Annotated in this window: 14 protein-coding genes; 7 read left to right on the forward strand and 7 right to left on the reverse strand. The window is 70.3% G+C overall.

What is annotated here, in order from left to right; genetic code table 11:
• Positions 1–79: 79 nt before the first annotated feature.
• The gene (locus tag WMF39_RS16560) at positions 80–1,900 is read right to left on the reverse strand and encodes a c-type cytochrome (protein WP_437746460.1); all 1,821 of its coding nucleotides are present in this window, start codon (positions 1,898–1,900) and stop codon (positions 80–82) included.
• Positions 1,901–2,339: 439 nt separating this feature from the next.
• Here WMF39_RS16560 and WMF39_RS16565 point away from each other — a divergent pair, with 439 nt between their 5' ends.
• The 3 genes from WMF39_RS16565 to WMF39_RS16575 all read left to right on the forward strand — a co-directional run bounded on the left by WMF39_RS16565 (position 2,340) and on the right by WMF39_RS16575 (position 9,825).
• Positions 2,340–4,010, forward strand: coding sequence for a TolC family protein (locus WMF39_RS16565; RefSeq protein ID WP_437746461.1), 1,671 nt, complete (start codon positions 2,340–2,342; stop codon positions 4,008–4,010).
• 173 nt (positions 4,011–4,183) lie between these two features.
• Positions 4,184–6,400: a sodium-translocating pyrophosphatase gene (locus WMF39_RS16570; RefSeq protein ID WP_437746462.1), complete on the forward strand. Its 2,217-nt coding sequence runs from the start codon at positions 4,184–4,186 to the stop codon at positions 6,398–6,400.
• A 95-nt stretch (positions 6,401–6,495) separates the two neighbouring features.
• Positions 6,496–9,825 (forward strand): SNF2-related protein, encoded by a 3,330-nt coding sequence (locus WMF39_RS16575; RefSeq protein ID WP_437746463.1) that lies wholly within the window; start codon positions 6,496–6,498, stop codon positions 9,823–9,825.
• A 162-nt stretch (positions 9,826–9,987) separates the two neighbouring features.
• Here the strand turns inward: WMF39_RS16575 and WMF39_RS16580 are convergent, their stop codons facing one another.
• From WMF39_RS16580 to WMF39_RS16590, 3 genes are read right to left on the reverse strand one after another with little or no spacing between them, the layout of a single operon-like run.
• On the reverse strand, positions 9,988–10,596 hold the full coding sequence (locus WMF39_RS16580; protein ID WP_437746464.1) for an ExbD/TolR family protein: 609 nt from the start codon (positions 10,594–10,596) through the stop codon (positions 9,988–9,990).
• Positions 10,593–11,156 carry an ExbD/TolR family protein gene (locus WMF39_RS16585; RefSeq protein ID WP_012235623.1) on the reverse strand — a complete coding sequence of 188 codons (564 nt, stop codon included), beginning with the start codon at positions 11,154–11,156 and terminating at the stop codon, positions 10,593–10,595. The genes WMF39_RS16580 and WMF39_RS16585 overlap by 4 nt, the downstream gene beginning before the upstream one ends.
• Positions 11,157–11,159: 3 nt before the next feature.
• Entirely contained in the window at positions 11,160–11,837 is a 678-nt protein-coding gene (locus WMF39_RS16590) for a MotA/TolQ/ExbB proton channel family protein (RefSeq protein ID WP_012235624.1), read from the reverse strand.
• A gap of 1,008 nt (positions 11,838–12,845) precedes the next feature.
• Between WMF39_RS16590 and WMF39_RS16595 the strand changes: the two genes are divergently transcribed.
• The 4 genes from WMF39_RS16595 to WMF39_RS16610 all read left to right on the forward strand — a co-directional run bounded on the left by WMF39_RS16595 (position 12,846) and on the right by WMF39_RS16610 (position 16,054).
• Positions 12,846–13,466 carry a MotA/TolQ/ExbB proton channel family protein gene (locus WMF39_RS16595; RefSeq protein WP_231864858.1) on the forward strand — a complete coding sequence of 207 codons (621 nt, stop codon included), beginning with the start codon at positions 12,846–12,848 and terminating at the stop codon, positions 13,464–13,466.
• Positions 13,467–13,692: 226 nt separating this feature from the next.
• Complete coding sequence (locus WMF39_RS16600; protein WP_437300011.1) at positions 13,693–14,262, forward strand: ExbD/TolR family protein; 570 nt, start codon at positions 13,693–13,695, stop codon at positions 14,260–14,262.
• A 15-nt stretch (positions 14,263–14,277) separates the two neighbouring features.
• Positions 14,278–14,859, forward strand: coding sequence for an ExbD/TolR family protein (locus tag WMF39_RS16605; protein WP_020735583.1), 582 nt, complete (start codon positions 14,278–14,280; stop codon positions 14,857–14,859).
• 190 nt (positions 14,860–15,049) lie between these two features.
• Positions 15,050–16,054: a hypothetical protein gene (locus WMF39_RS16610; protein WP_437746465.1), complete on the forward strand. Its 1,005-nt coding sequence runs from the start codon at positions 15,050–15,052 to the stop codon at positions 16,052–16,054.
• 121 nt (positions 16,055–16,175) lie between these two features.
• Here WMF39_RS16610 and WMF39_RS16615 read toward each other — a convergent pair whose 3' ends face one another.
• From WMF39_RS16615 to WMF39_RS16625, 3 genes are read right to left on the reverse strand one after another with little or no spacing between them, the layout of a single operon-like run.
• The gene (locus WMF39_RS16615) at positions 16,176–17,477 is read right to left on the reverse strand and encodes a DUF4147 domain-containing protein (protein WP_437746466.1); all 1,302 of its coding nucleotides are present in this window, start codon (positions 17,475–17,477) and stop codon (positions 16,176–16,178) included.
• Positions 17,474–18,196, reverse strand: coding sequence for a hypothetical protein (locus tag WMF39_RS16620; protein WP_437746467.1), 723 nt, complete (start codon positions 18,194–18,196; stop codon positions 17,474–17,476). Before WMF39_RS16620 ends, WMF39_RS16615 begins: the two co-directional genes overlap by 4 nt.
• Positions 18,196–19,527, reverse strand: a complete 1,332-nt coding sequence (locus WMF39_RS16625; RefSeq protein WP_437746468.1) for an HD domain-containing protein — start codon at positions 19,525–19,527, stop codon at positions 18,196–18,198. Before WMF39_RS16625 ends, WMF39_RS16620 begins: the two co-directional genes overlap by 1 nt.
• Positions 19,528–20,309 lie beyond the last annotated feature (782 nt).

Genomic DNA, 20,309 nt, shown 5'->3' on the forward strand with positions numbered 1-20,309 from the left:
GCTCGGCGCTCGTTACATCATTCGCGGTGAAGGGGCGCGATCGGGCGGGCTCAGCGGCGGAAAATCCCGCTGGAAGGGGTCAGAGGGTCTCGAGGTAGGCGACCAGATCGTCGAGCTGGGTGTCCGAGAGCTGGGACGTCTTGCCGTGCCGGTCGCCGCCGCCGCAGGCGGGGTTGGTGAACCGGTCCTTCAGCGTCGGCGCGCATCCGTCGTGCATGAACGGCGCGCGCGCGCCGATGCGGACCAGCGACGGCACCTGGAAGGGCTTGCCCGTACCGACGTCGAACGAGTCGTTGGTCGTGAGCTGAGCGCCCGCGTGGCAGCTCGCGCAGTCGACGGCCTTGTCGTGGAAGAGGGCCTCGCCGCGCGCGACGGCCTCTGCGTCGGGCGCCGACGACACCGGCGGAGCGGGGAGGCTGTCGATCCACCGGGCGAAGACCTTCACCCGGCGCGGTCCCTGGTGCATGCCGCCCATGCGCCGCTCGAAGACCTCGTCCATGATGGCTTCGATACCCGACATATCGCCGTCCCAGTGGAACGGCGCTGTGTTGAGGATCCCGCCGCTGACGAACTGGGTGCGCCGCGGTCCGATGGGGTTGAAGTGCCAGGTATGGCTGTCCTCGCCTCCCTCCGGATGGCACGACGCACACGCCATCGGGCCGGCAGTGTTCCGGTGGAACATCTCGTGGCCGGTGTCCCTGCGGCTCTCCCCGGGGAGCGTGATGACCTTGGCGACGCGGTTGCCGGCGGTGTTGGGAGCCCCGAGGACCTGGATGCCCGCCGGCTCGCGGGTCTGCACCACCACGGAGCCGCCGGCGAACGCGACGGCCGTGGGCTCGCCTTCCACGACCACGCGCTGCTCCGCCTCGACGCACGTTCCTTCGGGGGCACCCATCGTTACGTTCAAGTTCGCGCGGCTGGTCATGAGGATCTCGCTCCTGCCGGCCGCGACGACCGCATACGAGAGACCGTCATCGGACACCGCGACATCGACCGGCAGGGTCGCGGAGGGGAGGGCAGCGGCCAGGTTCGGCTGGCCGTCGGAGTCGGGCGTCCCGACCTCCGAGACCGTGCCGTGGACGACGCTCCCATCGCATCCGCCGGAGCTGTAGCCCCCCTCCACGATCTCGACGGGCGCGATCAAGGCGCGCTGGTGGACCATCGCGATACCGCCTGTCGGCAGCTTGATCGTCCGCCAGGCGACGGTCGGCGCGAAATCCTGCCCGAACAGGTTGAAATTCGGGAGCTTCTTTTGCTCCATCACCATGCCGTCCGCCCCGATGGTGAGCAGCTCGGCAGACCGGAACTTGCTGACCAGGAGCCGGTCCCCGTCCACGACCACGTCGCGCAGGTCGCGATCGAGCTTCAGGCGGCGCGTCGCCGCGCCGGGACCGGCCGGGAGCGTGACGAGCTCGCCGCCGAGGCACGCGACATGGAGCGCGTCGGTCTGCGCATCGTAGGCGACCCCCCGCGGGGCCGGGCACACGTCGCGCCGGTCGATGATCGTCCCGCTCTCCGCGTCGACGGTCACGATCGCGCCGCCGCGGCGGAGCGCGACGTGGAAGCGACCCGCGTCGTCCTCGACGACCCTGCCCGGCTCGTCGCCCTTCTGCAGGGCGATCTCCGCGGTCAGCTTCTGCGCCTGGAGATCGACGATCCACACCCGGTCGCGATCCGGATCCGCGGCCACCGCCCGGAGGGCGCTCTTGCTCACGGCGAGCGTTCCGCCGCTGATGGCGGGCGGCGGCTCCGCCGCGACCGCGACGCTCCCAGGATCGCCGATGTCGGGGGTGTCGTCCTCACCGAGCTCCCACGGAGCGCAGGCGGCAAAGGGTGATGCGATCACAAGGATGGCGAGGAACGGGGAGAAGCTGCGGCGCGACGCAAGCAGTCGATGCATGAGGGCCTCCGGTCCGCCGCCAAGCAAGATGGCGGCCACTTCATTCGATGTTCTTCCATCCGATCGCGCGCGGCAATACGTGTTGCCGCGGAGAGAGCGACGTATTCCTGCCGTCCATAGCGAGCGTGAGCGGGGGTTGGATGGCGTGTCTGGCGAGGGTCCCGTGCCGCGCATCGGTGATGACGTCCCTGCTGTCGTGGCCCATTGCGGCACGGCACGACGAGCGCGCCAGACCACCGTGTCCGGCGCGGCCCGGGACGGTTCCCGTCGCGGTCGCGGCATGACGCGGGCCTGGGGGCGCAGGCGCGCCGTGGGCCGAGAGCGCGGGCTTCCCGGTCACCTTCGCCAGACGGCGAGGCGAGCGATCGCCGAGACGCGATGCGTGGGATCGCCTGTGACTTGACGGGTGCTCTCGCCGCCCATAAGTGACCCACCGGTCATGAAAAGCACCGCACCCTCGTCTCGACGCAGCATCTCGCTGGCTTCGACGCTCGCCGGGCTGCTCGCCCTCGGGCTCATCGCCTCACCGGCCGCGGGGCAGCCGGCCGCTCCCCGACCGGCGGCTCCGCAGCCGGTCACCCCGCCGCCCGCCCCGGCGCCTCCTGCCGCGGGCCAACCGCAGCCCCCGGGCGCTCCTATCGCTGCGGCCCAGCCGGCGGCGCCGAAGGCCGATCCGCTCGCCACGGCGCTTGCGCCGCAGCCGGGAGGGCTGACGCCGGACGACGTCGCGAAGGCTGCGCTGCGGACGCGCGCGTCGCTCCGCGCCAAGCAGGCCGATCTCCGCGCGGCCGCTGCCAAGGTCGATCAGGCGATGGTCAATTTCTTTCCGCGGCTGACGCTCACGGCCACCTACACGCGTTTGTCAGAGGTCGAGACCCCGGCCCTCGGCGCGGGGGCGCCGGTCGTCGGCGTGACCAATGGCCCGGGGCAATCTGGATTCAGCGAGGGACCCCTCTCCACCGCGCCTTGCGCAGACGCCGCTGCGGGGCAGTGTGTCGTCGACGGCGACGGCCGCTTCGTGACCCTCAGCCGTTCTCCTGGGCTTAGCCTCCCTTCGTCCGTCAACTCCTACTCCCTGACGGCGAGCCTCGCCGTGCCCATTTCGGATTACGTGTTCCGCATCTCGCAGGGGTACGCGTCGGCGTCCCACGCAGAGAGCGCGAAGAAGCTCGAGCTGCAGGCGGAGACGCTGCAAGCCGCGGCCGACGCGAAGATCGCGTTCTTCAACTGGGTCCGCGTGAAGGGGCAGGTCGTCGTCGCAGGTGAGGCGGTGTCTCAGTCCAGGGCGCACGTCGAGGACGCGCGCCGCACCTTCGAAGTTGGGCTGCTCTCACGCGCTGACGTGCTCCGGCTCGAGGCCCAGGTGGCCGGCGCGGAGCAGGTGCTCAATGAGGCGCAGGCCGCGCTCCTGGTCGCGGACGACCAGATCCGTATCGCGCTCGGCGCCGCGCCGGACAGGCCGCTCACGTTGGGGATCGATGTGATGGGGAGCGCGCCTGCGAAGCCGCCCGCGGAGGCGCTCCCGGCGCTGGTCCAGGAGGCGCTTCAGAAGCGCCTCGAGATCCGCGCCCTCGACGAGACGCAGTACTCGCTCGAGAAGGCCGAGGCGGTCACGAGGGCCGGCTACTTCCCGCGGTTGGACGGGTTCGCCGATCTCACCTACGCGAACCCCAACCAACGCGTCTTCGGAGCTCAGGACAGGTTCGATGCGACGTGGTCCGCAGGCGTCCGCGCCACGTGGGTCGTCAACGACATCTTCACCACCGCGGGCGCGTCCGCCGAGGCGAACGCCCGCACCACGCAGATCGCGGAGCAGAAGGCCGCGCTGCGCGACGCCCTCCGCCTCGAGGTGGTCTCGGCGTATTCCGAGCTGAGCAAGACCGCGAGCAGCATCGAGTCTGCAGAGCGCCAGCTCGCGGCGGCCACGGAGTCGATGCGCGTCCGGTCGGAGCTGTTCCGGGCAGGGCGAGCCACGAGCGTCGACGTGGTCGACGCCGAGGGCGAGGTGACGCGCGCGCGGCTCCAGCAGCTCAACGCGCGCGTCGGCGCGCTCGTCGCCAAGACCCGGCTGGACCACGTGGTCGGACGCGACGCGAAGGACCTGAAATGACCTCGCCGCGCGCGTCTTCTTCGCTTGCGCGGCCCTCCTGGCCGGAGTAGGGAAGGCGTGCGCCGCTGCAGCGCGGGTTCCTGCGGCGCCTTTGTCGACACCGCGGCAATCACCCGCATCATCCCTCACCGGCCGAGGCAGCGCGTCCACGGTGCGCGCCCGGTCCGCCCGTCATGACGGAGCTTGCGCTCATCATCAGCGGCGGCCTGCTCGGGCTCGCCTTTGCGGCTTACCTCGCTCGCTGGGTCGTCGCACGCCCCGCGGTCGAGCCCGAGATGCAGCGCATCGCAGCGATCATCCAGGGGGTCGCGGAGGCGTACTTTCGCCGCCAGAGCAGCGTGATCGGCGCGGTCTCCGCGATGCTCGGAGGCGCCATCTTCCTCGCCTACGGCCTCCTCCGGCGCACCGGGGAGAACAACCCGGTGCCAGCGCTGGAGCTGGGTGTCTGGCTGACGCTCTCGTTCGCGGTCGGGGCCGCCAGCGCGGTCGCGACCGGCCGCGTCGCTGCCTGGATCGCGCCCCGCACCAGCGTGCGCGCCGCGAGCGGCGCCCGCCGCTCGCTCGATCTCGCCCTGCAGATCGCCCTCCGTGGCGGCGCCGTGTCGGGGCTCTTCGTCGCGAGCATGAGCCTCCTCGGCCTCGGCGGCCTGTTCGCCGCGGTCCTCGCGTTCCGTGGCGGCTTCGGCGCCGAGCCGGCCGAGGCGCTCGCGCTCGCCCCGACCATCCCCTGGGTCATCGCCGGTTACCCGCTCGGCGCCTCCTTCGCCGCCCTGATGGCGCAGCTCGGAGGCGGCACCTTCTCCAAGGCGGCCGACCTCGGCGCGGACCTCGCCGGCGCGGAGGTCGGGCTCGACGAGGACGACCTCCAGAACCCGGCCACGATCGTCGATCTGGCAGGTGATACGGTCGGCGACTGCGCCGGGCGCGCGGCCGGCGTCTTCGCCTCCACCGTCACCGAGAGCGCGGGCGCCATGGTGGTCGGCGCGATGCTCTTTCGCAACAACGCCGGGCTCCCGAGCGCCCTCGCCGTCGTGCTTTTCCCGCTCGTCAGCCGTGCGTTCGGCCTCATCGCGACGCTCTTCGGCGTCATGGTCGTCAAGACCGACGACCGCGAGGACGCCTTCAACGCGCTCGTGCGGGGGCTCTACGTCACGGCCACCCTCCACGCCGTCGGCATCGCCGGGGCCGCCAAGTGGCTGCTCGACGCCCACTGGGTCATCTTCTTCGCCTGCGGCGTGATCGGCATCGTCACCGGCATCGGCGTGCTGCACGTCACGCAGTACTACACCGAGCAGCGGCACCGCCCGGTGCGCGAGCTCGCCGAGGCGGCCCGCAGCGGCTCCGCGATGGCGGTGCTGCGCGGGCTCGCCATCGGTCTCGAGAGCTCGGTTCCCCCGCTCCTGGTCGTCGTCGGCGCCACCTTCGGCTCCTACCTGCTCGGCGCCCGCTCCGGGCTCGCCGGGGGGGGCCTGTTCGGCACAGCGGTCGCGACGATGGGGATGCTGGGCACCGCGGGGTACGTCCTCGCCATGGATGCGTTCGGCCCCATCGTGGACAACGCGGGCGGCATCGTCGCCGTGACCGTCGCCCGCGAGCGGCCGGACGTGCGTGGCCGCACCCTCGTGCTCGATGCCGTCGGCAACACGACCAAGGCGCTCACGAAGGCGTACACGGCCGGCGTGGCCGCGCTCGCCTCGCTGCTGCTCGTCGCCGGCTACCTCGATGAGTCCCGGCGCCGCGCGTTGACGTCGAGCGCGCCGATCCGCGGCGAGACGACCGCGATGGTCCTGCGCCTCGACCGGCCCGAGGTCTATCTCGGCGCCCTGGTGGGGATCCTCCTTGTCTTCTGGCTGGCCGGCCGCTGCATTCGCAACGTCCTCCAGGCTGGCCGACGCGTCCTCGACGAGGTGAGGCGCCAGGCCCGCGCCCGTCCGCCGGGTTTCGTAGGCGACCACGAGCCCTGCGTCGAGATCGTCTCTCGGGCCGCGCTGCGCCATATGATCGCGCCAGCCCTCGTCTCCGCGGTGGTGCCCGTCGTCGTGGGACTTGCCTTGCGCTTTGCAAGGACGGAAGATAATCCTCTGGTCGCGGCCGATTCAGTCGCGGCCTTGATCATGGCCGGGACGGTCGCAGGCGTCCTCGGGTCGCTCTTCTTGGGGAATACCGGGGCGATCTGGGACAATGCGAGGCAGTACATCGCGACCGGCGCGCACGGTGGGCGCTACCTTGTCGACGAGACGGGGGCGCGGGCGGACAACCCCACCTATGGTGCCGCCGTCGTTGGCGACACGATCGGCGATCCGCTCAAGGATGTGGCCGGTCCCGCGATCCACGTGCTCATCAAGATGCTCCCCGCCGTGATCATCGTGTTCTTGCCGTTCTTCATCTGATGACGGTTCTTCACCCAGCGGGATTTGCCAAGAGATCCCGTTCACCCGACCCATCCCGGCGAATAACCGCCGCACCTGTATCCCGAGCCCACGACGTGCCGCCTCCGATCTCCGACGCACTCTCCACCCTCAGCGATCGTGGCCTGCGAAGGCTGCTTGGCGCCCGCACCTTCCTCCGCGGGCTGGAGTACTTCCGCCGCCGTGTCGTCGAGGACATCTCCATCAACGAGACGATGGCGAGCGGCACCGTCCGCGCCGCCGACTCCGAGCCGTATCCGGTCAAGGTCGAGCTATCGCCCGATGGCATCCAGTCGCAATGTTCCTGTCCGGCGTTCCAGAAGGCTGGGCAGCACTGCAAGCACGTCGCGGCGCTGCTCATCAGCATCCGCGACCAGGCGCGCGGCGCGCAGCCGCGACGCGAGCCGCCGATCCCGGCGCTCGTCCCGCAGACCGCCCACGCCGGCGGTGACGCCCTGAAGCGTGTGCGCCGTCGCGACCGCCGCGGGCGCCTGGCGATCACGCCGTCGGCGCCTGTCCCGACCGTCGTCGGCACCCACGGGCCGCCGGGCTCATCCGTCGCCCTCGCGGCGCCGATCCTGGACGCGACGGCCAAGCAGACCGGGATCGGCGCCTGGCTTCCGCCCGAGGGCGTCACCGGGGCACGGCGCGTGGAGTTCCGCCTCCACGTGCGGCAAGGGGCGCTGACCGTCACCGTCCTCGACGCCGAGGCGCGCGTCCCGGTGCTGCCCTCTGCGGCGCTCGCCTGGCAGGCGCTCTATCCGACGCCGGATCGCGACGCGCTCCGGCTGCTCGCCCGGTTCGAGAGCGGCAACCCGCGCCACCCAGCCGTCGACATCCGCGGCGAGGACGTGGCCGAGCTGCTCCCGCTGCTCGAGGGCCAGCGCGTGCTGCTCGAGCCGGCCCTGATGCAGCTCCGCTTCGGCGACGACAGCCTGCGGCCGCGCTTCGATCTCGAGACCGTCGGCGGCGACACCATCATCGTGAAGACGAGCTTCGAGCGGGGGAACGACAAGCGCCGCTTCTCGCTGCTGCAGGGCGGGTGGTTCGAGGGCTGGCCGGGCTGGCACATCGACACGCAGGAGGGGCTCGCGCGCCGCATCGACAAGCGCGTCTCCCCCGCGGCGATGCGCCGCCTGCTCCGCTCGCCGACCATCGGCGAGCCGATGAGCGAGCTGGCCCGCATCATCATGCAGGGGCTGCCCAAGATCGCGCTCGAGGTCGGCGCGGAGCTGCCCGACCTGAATCAGATCGCCGAGGTCGTCGATCTCGTGCCCACGTTCCGCATGCGCGCGGGCGGCTCGCTCATCGAGGCGCGCGTCACGCTGACCGCCGCCTACGGCGACGCCGAGGTCGCGGTGCGCGCCGACGGCATGTCGCCCCCGGTGCTCGTGCAGCCGCCCGAGGAGGGGATGAAGCGCGCCCGCTGCATCCGCGTGGACATCGCCGCGCAGCAGGAGGCGGCGAGCAAGCTGCTCGCCCTCGGGCTCAAGCCGGACGAGACGGGCCAGGGCTTCATCGCGAACGGCGACCAGGCGCTCACCTTCTGGACCGAGGGGCTCGCCGAGCTCCCCGACGACTGGGACCTCTTCGTCCCCGAGGATCTCGTCGACACGCAGGTGCGCGGCAGGCCGATCGGCATGTTCGCCAAGGTCACCTCGGGGATGGACTGGCTGAACGTCAAGCTCAGCTTCGAGAGCGAGGGCATCGGCGTCGATCGCGACGAGCTGCGCCGCTGTCTCGCCGAGGGCAAGCGCTACGTCCGCCTCGAGGACGGGTCGTTCGCCGCGTTCGATCCCGACGCCGTGCGCGCGATGCTCGATCGCGAGGTCGAGCTGATGATGGCGGCCGGCAAGAGCGGCCGGCTGCCCCTCGCGCAGGCCGGGCGGGTGCACGAGCTCCTCCAGCACGCGAGCGGATCGAGCGTGACCGCCTCCGCGCGCGAGCTGTTCCAGAAGCTCAGCAACATCGACGAGATCGGCAGCACCAAGCGGCCCAGGAACCTGAAGGCGACGCTCCGTCCCTACCAGGAGGCGGGCCTCTCGTGGCTCAAGTTCATCCATGACATCGGCTCGGGCGGCGTGCTCGCCGACGACATGGGCCTCGGCAAGACGGTCCAGACGCTCGCCCTCCTGCTCGCCGTCAAGCAGGAGGAGAAGCACATGCGCGCGCTGATCGTCGCCCCGACGAGCGTCGTCACGAACTGGGAGCGCGAGCTCGCCCGGTTCGCGCCGTCGCTGTCGGTCGCCCTCTGGCACGGCGCCGATCGCAAGGATCAGATCGACGAGGTGAAGGCCGCGGAGGTGGTGATCACGAGCTATGCGCTCCTCCGTCGCGACGAGGATTTCCTCGCGCAGCTCGACCTGAGCTACGCCATCCTCGACGAGGCGCAGCACATCAAGAACCCGATGAGCGCCACCGCCGCGGCGGCCAAGCGGCTCCGCGCGAAGCGCCGGCTCGCGCTGACGGGCACGCCCATCGAGAACCGGCTCTCGGAGATCTGGTCCATCTTCGACTTCGTCTCGCCGGGCCTGCTCGGCTCGCTCGACAAGTTCGAGGCCCGCTTCTCGCGCCCGATCGAGGCGGGCGACTACAAGACCGCGCAGCGGCTCCGCGCCGCCATCCACCCGTTCATCCTGCGCCGCACGAAGCAGGAGGTCGCCAAGGATCTTCCCGAGAAGATCGAGATGGATCAGATCTGCGATCTCACCGGCGAGCAGCGGGCGCTCTACATGCAGGTCGCGCGCGAGGTGCGGGCGCAGGTCCTCGGCGAGGTCGAGCGCGTCGGCCTCGCGAAGAGCCAGCTGCAGATCCTCGCCGGCCTCACCCGCCTCCGGCAGGCGGCCTGCGACCCGCGGCTGCTCGGCTTGCCGCGGGAGTTCGGCGACGACGACTCGGGCAAGCTCGTCGCGGTCCGGGAGCTCATCGCGAACGCCGTCGAGGGCGGGCACAAGGTCCTCGTCTTCAGCCAGTTCGTGATGATGCTGAGGCTCATCGAGAAGGCGATGAAGGAGGATGGTGTCGCCTACGAGTACCTCGACGGCTCCACGAAGGACCGGGCGGAGCGCGTCGACCGCTTCCAGAACGATCCGAGCGTGCCGGTCTTCCTCATCAGCCTCAAGGCGGGCGGCACGGGCCTGAACCTCACCGCGGCCGACACGGTCATCCACTTCGATCCGTGGTGGAACCCGGCGGTCGAGCAGCAGGCCACCGACCGCGCCCACCGCATCGGGCAGACGAAGGTGGTGACGGCCTATCGGCTCATCGCCGAGGGGACGATCGAGGAGAAGATCCTGCTGCTCAAGGACAAGAAGCGTCAGCTCGTCGCCTCCGTCCTCAGCGAGGACGCGGGCGGCGCGAAGAAGCTCACCAAGGCCGACCTGGAAGAGCTGTTCGCGGTGGACTGAAAGAACGACGGCGCGCAGGGGGAGCGCGCCGGTCGCGGAGCACCGGCCGATCCATGAGGGCGCGCAGGGGAGCGCGCCCTCATGGGGGCACGGGTGGATCCATGGCGGCGCTCGGAGTGGCCCTCGCGGGGCCTTCCGGCACCGCAGGGCGGGGGAGGGGGGCTACGGCTTGCGGCCGCCGCTCAGGACCATCAGGTGGTACTTGCCGAACTCGCTCTGCCCCAGGGTGAACAGGACCTCGATCAGGAGGCGGTACGGCGTGGTTGCGTCGGCGACGATGATCGCCTCCGACGACGACGGATCGAGCCCTTTCGCTGCGCGAATGGCCTTGTCCGTCTCGCGCGCGTGGGACAGGGCGTTCGCCAGCGGCACGATGTAGAGATCGTTCGGGCCGCTGCGCTTGTACTTTGCGTCGACGCCCGACTGCGCGAGTTGCTCGCGGTTGGGCAGCATGACGATCGGGGTCGGATCCTCGCCGACCAGGATCTGCGACTTCGAGACGATGACGACGACGCCCTCCTGGGAGGGCTCGGCCTGCATCACCGACTTCGGCAGGGTGAGGTCCTTCGACTGCGGGATGGATGCCGCCGACGATCCCACGCTCTTCAGCAAGAAGACGAGGATGATCGTCATCAGGTCGAGCATCGCCGTGATGTTCAAGAAGTCGATCTCGGGGTCCCGCCGGTTCCTTCGGATCGCCTTCCGGAGGGCCGCCTTGTAGCGGACGACGGTCGCCTTCGGCCGCGGGGCAGGTCGTTGCTCGGCGCTCATCGGGCCACCCCGAAGTGGACCTCCGGGAACAGCACTTCCCCGTCGTCGCTCCTCAGCGCATCCATCACGTCGATGATCGTCTTGTAGTCGATGCCCGGGTTCGCCGTGATCGTCACCTGCGTCTCCTCTTTGAACTCGGGTCGGGCGTTCTTGAGGCGCTTCGCGCACGCCGTGAGCGCGGGGTAGTCATAGCTGTCGTTCGCCTTCGGCACCGTGACCCCGCCGCCCACGTCCTGGCAGCCGGTCGCGATGTTGCCGCTCGACGTCTTCAGCGAGATCCCCTGGCTGGTGATGAACGCGGAGAGGTTCAACGCCTTGCTCGAGAGCTCGCTGCGCACCTTGCCGCCGCCGATGGATGGCGGGGTCGTGTCGATCGACGACACGAATGTCACCGACACGCTGGCGAGCACGAAGATGAGGATGTTCGTGATGATGTCGAGGTACGGAACGACGTTGAGCTCGCCGGCCTCCTCCCCGGCTTCGGGCTCCTTGGGCTGCGATAGGCGCCGGATCTTCGATCGCTGCGCCGAGCTGAGCGGGACGTCTTGCGGGTCCGCCATGGGCTAGTAGCCAGGCTTGCTGCTGATCGTGAGCAGGTTGAAGACGCGCTCGGTCGTCGACTCGAGATCGTGCTGGATGTTCTTGGAGCGGGTGTGGAGTAGCACGTGCGCGATCATGCACACGACCGCGATGGCGAGGCCGAACGCCGTGTTGTACATGGCCTCCGCGATGCCGTTCGAGAGCATCCGCTGCTTGTCGGCCTGCGAGAGGCCCTGGGCGGCGATGGAGGCGAACGTGTTGATCAGGCCGGAGACCGTCCCGATGAGGCCGATCAGCGTCGCGATGTTCGCGAGCGACCACAGGGCGCCGATGCGCTTCTCCACGGCCGGCTTGAGCTCGGACAGCTTCTCGCTGAGGGCGGCGTCGATCTCGTCGGCCCCCTTGTTCGCGTGGGTCAGGCCGGCCTTGACGAGCTGCAGGATCGGGTAGTCGCTCGCGTCGCAGAGCTTGATGGCGCGGTCGATGTTGCCGGCCGCCACCAGCTTCTTGACCTGCGCGAAGAACTCCTTGGAGTTCACGCGGTAGCGTCCCAGCTGGAACGCGGTTCGTTCGATGATGATGGTCACCACGACCGCGGAGACGACCAGGTTCGCGATCAGGAAGGTCGGATTGTGCTTGATGGCCTCCCACATCCCACCTTCGCCACCACCCTCGGCCGCCAACATCAGCAGATGACGCATCCTCGAAGTCCCTTTCTCAGCGTCGTCAGAAGCCCGACAATCTCCAGGCGCGGCGACTATAACTGCCGCCCGATCCCGTGTGCAAGCTCGGCGATGCTGCCGCGCCCCGAGCCGCGAGGCTGGGATCGCCGAAAATCGCCGCAAGAACCAGCGAATCTCACGGCGAGCTCGCCCCGGCCACGCGGACGGGCGCCGTCCGCGCCGAGGCCGGACAGGTAGGTCCGGAGACCCCTGATTCGCTCCGGCTGCCGGCGTCCGAGCGGGCTACCGTGCTCTGCCATCGCCGCGTCGTCCGGGCCGCGTCGTCCGGGCGGATGAGTCGCTGCGCTCGCTCTCGGGTGATGCGGCTCGCACTGCCGCGGCGCGCGGTCGGGCCGGCGGTGGTCATGCGGGCGCTGCGCCCCCTGAAATTCGCGGCATCTGCTGCTGGTCGGCCCGCATCGCTCCCGGGCGATCATGACATAACCCCGCGATTGTTGTAAAGTTTTGCCCGTATCAGAGCGCTCACGTGTGGCCAAATCTCTCTTGACGGCGCCGGGTCTCAATCGCGAAGATGCGCGAGTCCCCCGGGCGCGTCGGCGTAGCTCGGCCACAAGGCGGCACGCTCTGCGGTGAACGGGGAGCCGCGCCTAGAGCCATGAAAGGGCCCCTGGCGACGACGCGAAGTCAGTCTTGGACGACAGGTGGGAGAGCTGGGACGGCGCCGCGCGCCGGCACCAGAAGAGACGATCAGGACTCTTGCAGAGGTCAGCGCCGCTCGGCTAGCGTCCCGTGGGCATCTCGCCAGAGAGCGACAGCAGCACGCCGTCCACGGCCAGCGCCGCCAAGCAAAATAGGCCTCTCATCCGTCTTTACGTGTGAGTGAAAGACTGCCGCCCCTCGGCAACACGAGTCTGACAAAGGGAACCGATCGAGTTGCGCGAAACCTCATCCCGGGGACGCGAGGCGAACTGGAGGACAGAAGCAATGCACGGAGCGTATGAAGCTTTCAAAGAGGGTGGGTGGGGTATGTGGCCCATCCTGTTCTGGTCGATCCTCACGATCGGCATCATCGTCGAACGCGCCCTCTACCTGTTCGGCTCGTCCATCAACAAGGACGTCTTTCTCGCCACCATGCAGAAGTGCATCCTGGCGGGTGACGTTGCCAAGGCCGTGAAGATGTGTTCGGCGGCGAACGCCCCGCTCGCCCGCATCGTCCAGGCCGGCCTTGTCAAGGTGAACCGTCCCGACGAGGAGGTCCAGGCGGCGATGGACGAGGCGGCTCTCCGCGAGCTGCCGAAGATCTCGGCGCGCACCTCGTACCTCGCGCTGCTCGCGAACCTCGCGATGCTCTCCGGCCTCCTCGGGACCGTGACGGGCCTCATCAAGTCGTTCGGCTCCGTCGCCGGCGAGTCGGTCGACCCCAGCCAGAAGGCCCGCGTGCTCGCGCTCGGGATCTCCGAGGCCATGAACTGCACCGCCTTCGGCCTCGGCGTGGCCATCATCGGCCTCATCGGCTTCGCCGTGCTGAACGGCAAGACGCAGCACATCGAGGACGACATCAACGAGGCGTCGGTGCAGATCCTCAACCTCGTCGTCGCGAACCGTCAGAAGGTGAATGTCGCAGCAGTAGGTCAGGCGGCTGCCTGATGGTCCTCGGCGGGCCCGGGTCGTCGAGCGCCCTCCGCGCGCGATGCCGCCTGGGCCCGCTCTCGCGCCTCGAAGCCCCGGACGGCGGCTTCCGCCGCCGGGGCCCCGGGAACTTCGGAAGAGCGACGAAGTCAGACCCAGCATGGTGGCCCACCGCGAGCTGCGGGCAGGGCGTTCCCCGGAACAACTTGGATAGGTGAGCTCAGGCTCACGTTGGGAAGGCAATATGGGCGGCGTAGACGTCGGCGACGGTGGCGGCAAGAAGCGGTCGACGAACAGCGATATCAACATGATCCCGTTCATCGACCTGCTGATGGTCACGATTGCATTCCTGTTGATCACGGCGGTCTGGGTCACCAACTCGCGCATGAACGCGGACGCCCAGGTCCCTGGCCCTCCGGACCCGAACAAGGAGCTCACCCCGCAGACGCCGGAGAAGGTGCTGAACCTGCACATCGGCGAGAGCGAGTTCGGGCTCGTGTGGAAGCAGGGCGCGACGGTGGTCAACGAGGTCAAGGTGAACAAGTCGCCCGTCGAGATCGGCGACGCGAGCTCGAAGATCGTCCGCTACCCCGAGCTGGCGAAGCGGATCGAGGAGGAGTGGAAGACCCACGGCGGCCACCGGGATCCGAGCGACAAGAAGCTCGACCAGGCCATCCTCCACACCGACAACCGGACGCCCTTCAAGGAGATCGTCGCGGTGCTCGACGCGCTCTACGCGCCCAAGCGCGAGATGCGGCTGCCCGATGGGAACAAGCAGGTCCCCGTGTTCAACATGACGTTCTCGGTCCGCTGAGGCAGGAGCGCGCACATGGATAGGTTCAATCCGAAGCACCACAAGAACCCCCACGCCCACGTGATCCACCAGCCGGGCCGCCGGCTGATGAAGGGCGTGCCGCTCCGGTTCGTGTGGAACAAGGTGTCCGGACACGGCGCTCGCAGCCCGAACGCGGGGCTCAACCTCGTGAGCTTCATCGACTTCCTCGTCGTGACCGTGATCTTCCTCCTGATGTCCTTCTCGGCGTCAGGCGAGATCGCCGTCGACAAGAACGTCAAGCTCCCGAAGGCGGAGAACGTCGAGGACGTCATCGACGCGCCGATGGTCGCCGTGAACGGCAACCAGATCCTCGTCGACGGCGCCCTGGCCGGGTCGACCCGCGCGATCGAGGAGCTCGGGCGGCTTCAGAAGATCGACGAGCTCTTCAACCTGCTCAAGAACAAGCGCGAGCTGTGGAAGCAGGTGCAGCCGAACAAGCCGTTCCCCGGCGTGTGCATCCTCCAGGTCGATCAGAACGTGCCCGCGCTGGTCGTGAAGAGCGTGTTCCAGACCGCGGCGTTCGCCGGTTACCCGAACGTCAGCTTCATGGTCAGCAAGCTCCCGAAGTCGCAGTGATCCCCGCTTCTTGACCTATCGAGCACAGAAGGATGGGGCACGCCGGGCGACTCCCGGCGGCCTCGGTCACCATGGAACGTGGTGGCTCCAGCGGCGCGCTCGGCGCGGCCTTCGCCTCCACGCGGCTCGCGTGGAGGAGGCTGCCTTGCTCGGGTGATCGGGCTGGGGCCTCCTGCGTGGAGCCTCTGCTATGTCCTCTGAACAGCCGCCCCGCGAGCGCGGCCTGCCGTCGGTCTACAAGGCGCGCGAGGCGCGCTCCAAGATGCGCTGGCCCCCGGCGAAGTTCTGGGGTTACACGGCCCTCGTCCTGGCGGTCTCGGCGATCCTCCACTGGAAGTGGTCGCAGGGGCAGATGGAGAGCGCGCGCCAGAAGCTGATGGCGCGCCAGCGTGCGGTCGCCGTCGAGCTCGGCCCGCGCTGGTTCCCCATGCGCGAGCGCGTGGAGGGCTGGACCCTCGATCTGGCGCGGAGCGCCGGCGCCGATCTCGTGGATCGGGAGGCGCTCAAGACGTGGAATTTCCGTGAGCTTGCGGGTATTTACCTGCGCCTCCGGGTAGACGAGGCGACGGGCGCCGACGCCGTCCGGAAGAACGCGCAGCAGTCGCTCCGCGACGCGTTCACTGCGTGTCTCTTGCGTGTGCCGAACCCGAACCCGCTGGCCGGCGCGGAGTGCAAGCGCACGCGGGACTGCCCCGCGGGCGAGTACTGCAACGAGGCGGAGCGCTGCTCCAGGCCCGCGCAGCCCTTCAACCTGCGCGTCGCTTACCGGACGATGCACGTCCTCTCGGACGAGTGGGTGCGTGACGCACAGGATGCCTCGAGCGAGCTCCGCTTGCGGCTGCTGGAGTCCAGCTTCGAGGACACCATGCGCGACGATGTTCCGCTCGCGGCGGAGCTCCTCACGCGGGCGCAGTATTACCTCCTCGTCCTCGACGAGCCGGCCGAGGGAGCGGCGAGCACCGAGGCGTTGCTCGGGGTGCCGCACATGGCGCGGGTCGGGGTATGGCGGCTGTCGGACGGCAAGCCCATCCTGCGGGTGCGCCGCGAAGCGAGCGGCAATCTCATCGGCGGGACGCCCTCGATCGAGGGGAGCGTGCTCGACGCACGGCAGCGGCAGGCGAACAGCTGCGCGCTCGCGCTCGCGGTGCGCGAAGCGATGGGCGACACCACGGCCGCGGTCACCGAGCCGCAGTGACGGCGCGCCGCCCCCGCGGCGTGCGTGCCGCTCATCGCGCCTGCGCGCGTGAGCTCGCCTCGTAGCCCGCGTCGCCGCGTGAGCTCACGCGCGCTGCCGCGCCGCAGCGCGCGCTGCCGCGTCAGCGTACACGCGCGCCTCGGAGGAAGTCTCGCGCGACGATGTGCAAGTCCGTGAGGTTGTGACCTGTCGGGCCCGTCTCGACACGCGTGCCGAGCGCGCGGTGAACGACAGCGTCGTCGAAGCGCGCGAGCGCGGCGTCGATCGTGCGGTCGTCCATCGCGGCGGCTGCCGCGCGGGCAACGGCCGCTCCCGCCGCGCCGGAGCTGCCGTCGACGCCGTCGGAGGCCGCGCAGAGGAGCGCGACGTCCGGTGGCAAGCCGCGCAGGGCAGCGAGCGCGATCCATCCTGCGCGGCCGCCGGCGCCGCGGTGGGCCGACAGCGCCAGCGTCGGTTCGCACGGGATCACGGCCGCTTCACCGGGAGCGAGGGTGCGCGCGAGCGCGAGGCGACGCTCCACGATCGCGCGTGCGTCGCCGTCCTCGGCGGGGGCGGCGGTGGCGCGGAGCCCTGCCCTGCCGGCGAGGGCCGCCGCCACGCGCTCCGCGAGCTTGTCCGGATCGGCGAGCACGCGCGCTTCCAGGCGCCGCGCGTCCGCTGGCTTCAGCGACTCGCTGAACGCGGGCGTGAGCCGCGCGAACCGAGGGGCCCAGCGATCGAGCGCGGCGAGCGCCTCCTCCACGCGCGTCGGGTCCGGGACGGTGGGGCCCGAGCCGACGTCGTGCGGGAGTCCACCCACGACGTCGCTCATGAGCAGCGTCAGCACGCGCGCCGGGGCCGCCGCCGCCGCGAGCCGCCCACCCTTGATCCGCGACAGGTGGCGGCGAACGAGGTTGACGTCCTGGATCGGCGCGCCTGCTTCCAGGAGCTCGGCGACGACGGCCTGCTTGTCCGCGAGGGACACACCCGGAGGCGGCGCGGCGAGCAGCGCCGAGGCGCCGCCGGAGAGGAGGGCGATCAACAGATCCTCGGGCCCGAGCGCGGCCGCGATGGCGAGGGCCGCTTCGGCCGCGTCCACGCTGTGCGCGTCGGGGATGGGGTGCGCCGCGCGCATCACGCGCAGCGGGCGCAGCGCGGTCTCCTCGGGGTCGGCCAGCGATGTCGTCTCATCGCGCGCGGCGAGCGCCGGGGCCGCGACGGTGATGACGAGCCCTCCGGCGATCCTGTCACCCCAGCGGCGGAGCGCCCCCTGGGCCATCCCGGGCGCCGCCTTCCCCGCCGCGATGACGAACACGCGGCCGCGGTGCGCTTCGGCCTCGGCGTCGAGCGCGCGCTCGACGAGCCCAGCTGGGTCGAGCTCTGTCAGCCCGGCGTGGAACGCGGCCACCAGCGCCGCGCGCAGCTCGCCGAGCGCGGCGCTCAACGGGTCCTCGCGCCGACCACGCCGCGCTGCGCCGCCCCCTGGGCGGGGGCGCGGTCGCCTGCGTCGACGAGGTGCGCGCGGAGGACGTGATGCCAGCCGAGCGTGACCGAGAGGAGCGCCCGCTGCGCATCGCGCGGGCCATCGTCGCCCGAGAGCTCCGGCCCGCGAAAGCGGAGCGCACCCCGCAGGCCGAGGAACGGGCCCGTGGCGTCTCCCAGGAGCGGCACGTCGAGCGACAGCGAGAGCTCCAGCCCGGGCTCCGCGGCGAGTCCGGCTCCGGGCGGCGCTTCCCAGAACGAGCCCACGCCGAGCGCCACGGAATCGATGAAGAGGTCGAGCCAGGGCGCGCTGCGCTCGAGATCGCTCGCATAGCGGGCGAGGAAGAGCGGCTGGATGAAGACGCCGCTCGCGATCGAGCGCGCGACGGGCGCTCCCTCTGCGCCGAGCGCGTCGGTGTAGTGCGCGTACACGCCGGCGGTCGAGAGGTACACCGCGGCGCCGCGCGCGCAGAGCGCCGGACCGCCGTCCGCGAACGAGGCGCCCGCGCCCGCGCGCAGATCGAGGTCTCCGTCCAGCCGGCCGTACGCGCCGTCGCCTTCCGCATGTGCCGTGGACGCCACCGCGAGCACCGCGAGCGCTGCGACGCTGGCGAGCGCTCTGGTGATGGCGCGGCGCGTGGGCTCGGACGATCCACGGGCTGCCTTGTTCCTGGTGGTCATCACCGTATCAGCGCCTCCCGCACCGTATCCCGCAGCTCGGGCGCGAAGAGGAGCCGGGTGCGTGTCATCGTCTCGTTGCGCAGCCGATCCAGCAAGAAGGACACCTCGGCGGGGCGCCGCGGACGCCCTTTGGAGTAGACGACCATGAGCGACCCGTCGTCGGCGTAGGGCGTGTCCTCGGCCACGTCGACGCCGACGTACACCTCCGGGTCGAGCCCGGCGCTCTGCGCGATCTCGCGCACGGTCTCAAGCGCTGCCGCGCGCCGGGCGTCACGCTCGGCCGGCGACTCGCCGGGCTCCGGGAACAGCTCGACCGACTTGAAGAGCGAGCGCACGCGCAGGCGGCGGGCGAGATCGGACAGCACGGGATCGGGCGCCGCTTCCCACGCATGGATGGCCCCGAGCAGGACCTGATCGTCGAGCTCGAGGTACTGCTCCAGGGTGGGCATCTCACCGACGGCCATCGCGGCGACGGCCGCGGGGACCTCGGGGATCCGGTCCCCGGCGGCGAGGCGGGTGACGACGCGCCGGAGGATGGCGCCGATCATCCACTCCGCGCTGCGCGTCGTCTTGTGGAAATAGACCTGCTGAAACATGAAGAAGCGGGCGAGCAGGAACGACTCTATCGCGCTCATCCCCTTCGTCCCGTCGATGGCGAGCGCGGGCGCTGGCGGGGCAGACGCGGCGCCGCCGCCGGGCATCTCCACCTGGACGTCGCTGAACCTGAGGCTGCGGAGCAGCCATGGCAGGTCGTACTCGCCGTACCTGACGCCCGTCGCGTGCGCGTCGCGGAGCAGGTAGTCGCAGCGATCGACGTCAAAGGTGCCGCTCACCGCCTTGGCGAGGTACGGCAGCTCGTGCCGTCCGCCGATGAGGTCGGCGACCCGCTGCGGGAGGTAAGGATCCTGGCGCACGAGCACCTGGTGCACGTCCGAGGACGGGTCGAGCAGGATGCGCTCGGTCCAGCGCTCGTGGTGGAGCGCACCCGGCATGGCTTCCTCGAAGAGATGCGACAGCGGGCCGTGGCCGAGATCGTGCAGGAACGCTGCGGCGATCGCGTCGCGCGCGCGGTCGCTGGTCACTCTCTGCCAGAACGGAAGGTCGCGATCGATTTGACGGAGCCTCGCGATCAGGAGGCGCATCACGTGGGCGGCCCCGAGCGCGTGCGAGAAGCGGGTGTGCTCGGCGCCCGGGAAGGCGAGCGACGTCAGCCCGAGCTGACGGATGCGCCGCAGCCGCTGCACCTCGCGAGCGCCGAGCAAGCGCGGAACGATGGCCGCTTCGCCGCTCTCGAACTCGATCAAGCCGTGGACTGGGTCGCGCAGAATCAAGATGGGTCTCCACTCGACGCCATGGGCGCAAACGGCGCCGAGTCACTCAGGAGTCGCCTGATGGCGTCGATCTGCGGGCGTGCGCGCAGGGGGGAGGGCTCATTGCTTCGGGCGTGCGGTGTGGAGCACAGCATGCTGCGCGTCGAACAGGGGCGGGAAATCAAGGAGGTATGCGACGTTCCCACGTGGGCCCGCGGGAAGGCAAGCGCGGCTCGTCGCCGAGCCTTCCTGGTGAGCGATCCAGCGAACCGGTCGGCTCCGCCTGACGAGGACGGCAGGCGCGCGCCATCGAGGCGCCATGAGCGTGGCGTGCGACGGAATCCGCGCGACGGGGCCAGCCACGCCGAGGCGGAATCGCGCGGCGGACGTCGTGCGGCCGACGTCGCGGACGTCGCCAACGTCGAGCGAGGGGCCAATCGTGTCGAGCGTTGCGTGAGGCGAAGGCGCGCGTGGCGCACCACGGCACCGCGAACGCTGTCCCGCGGCCGCATGCGATTGCGTACGAGCGCGTGTGATTGCGTGCGGTTGCGTGCGGCTTCGTGCGGTCGCGGTACACGAGACGAGCGCGCGAGATGCGCGGCTGAGATGCCTGAGGCGAATCGGGCGAACAGCGCGTGACCATGCGAGGAACGCGCGAGGAACGCGCGAAGAACGCGCGAGGAACGCGCGACGACGACGTGAACCACATCGGGGTGAACAGACGAAGAACAGGCGCGAACAGACGAAGGGCAGACGAAGAACAGACGCGAACAGACGCGAACAGACGCGAACAGACGCGAACA

Origin of the sequence: Sorangium sp. So ce1504 (genome assembly GCF_051521635.1) — a bacterium.
Classification (GTDB): Bacteria; Myxococcota_A; Polyangia; order Polyangiales; family Polyangiaceae; genus Sorangium; species Sorangium cellulosum_B.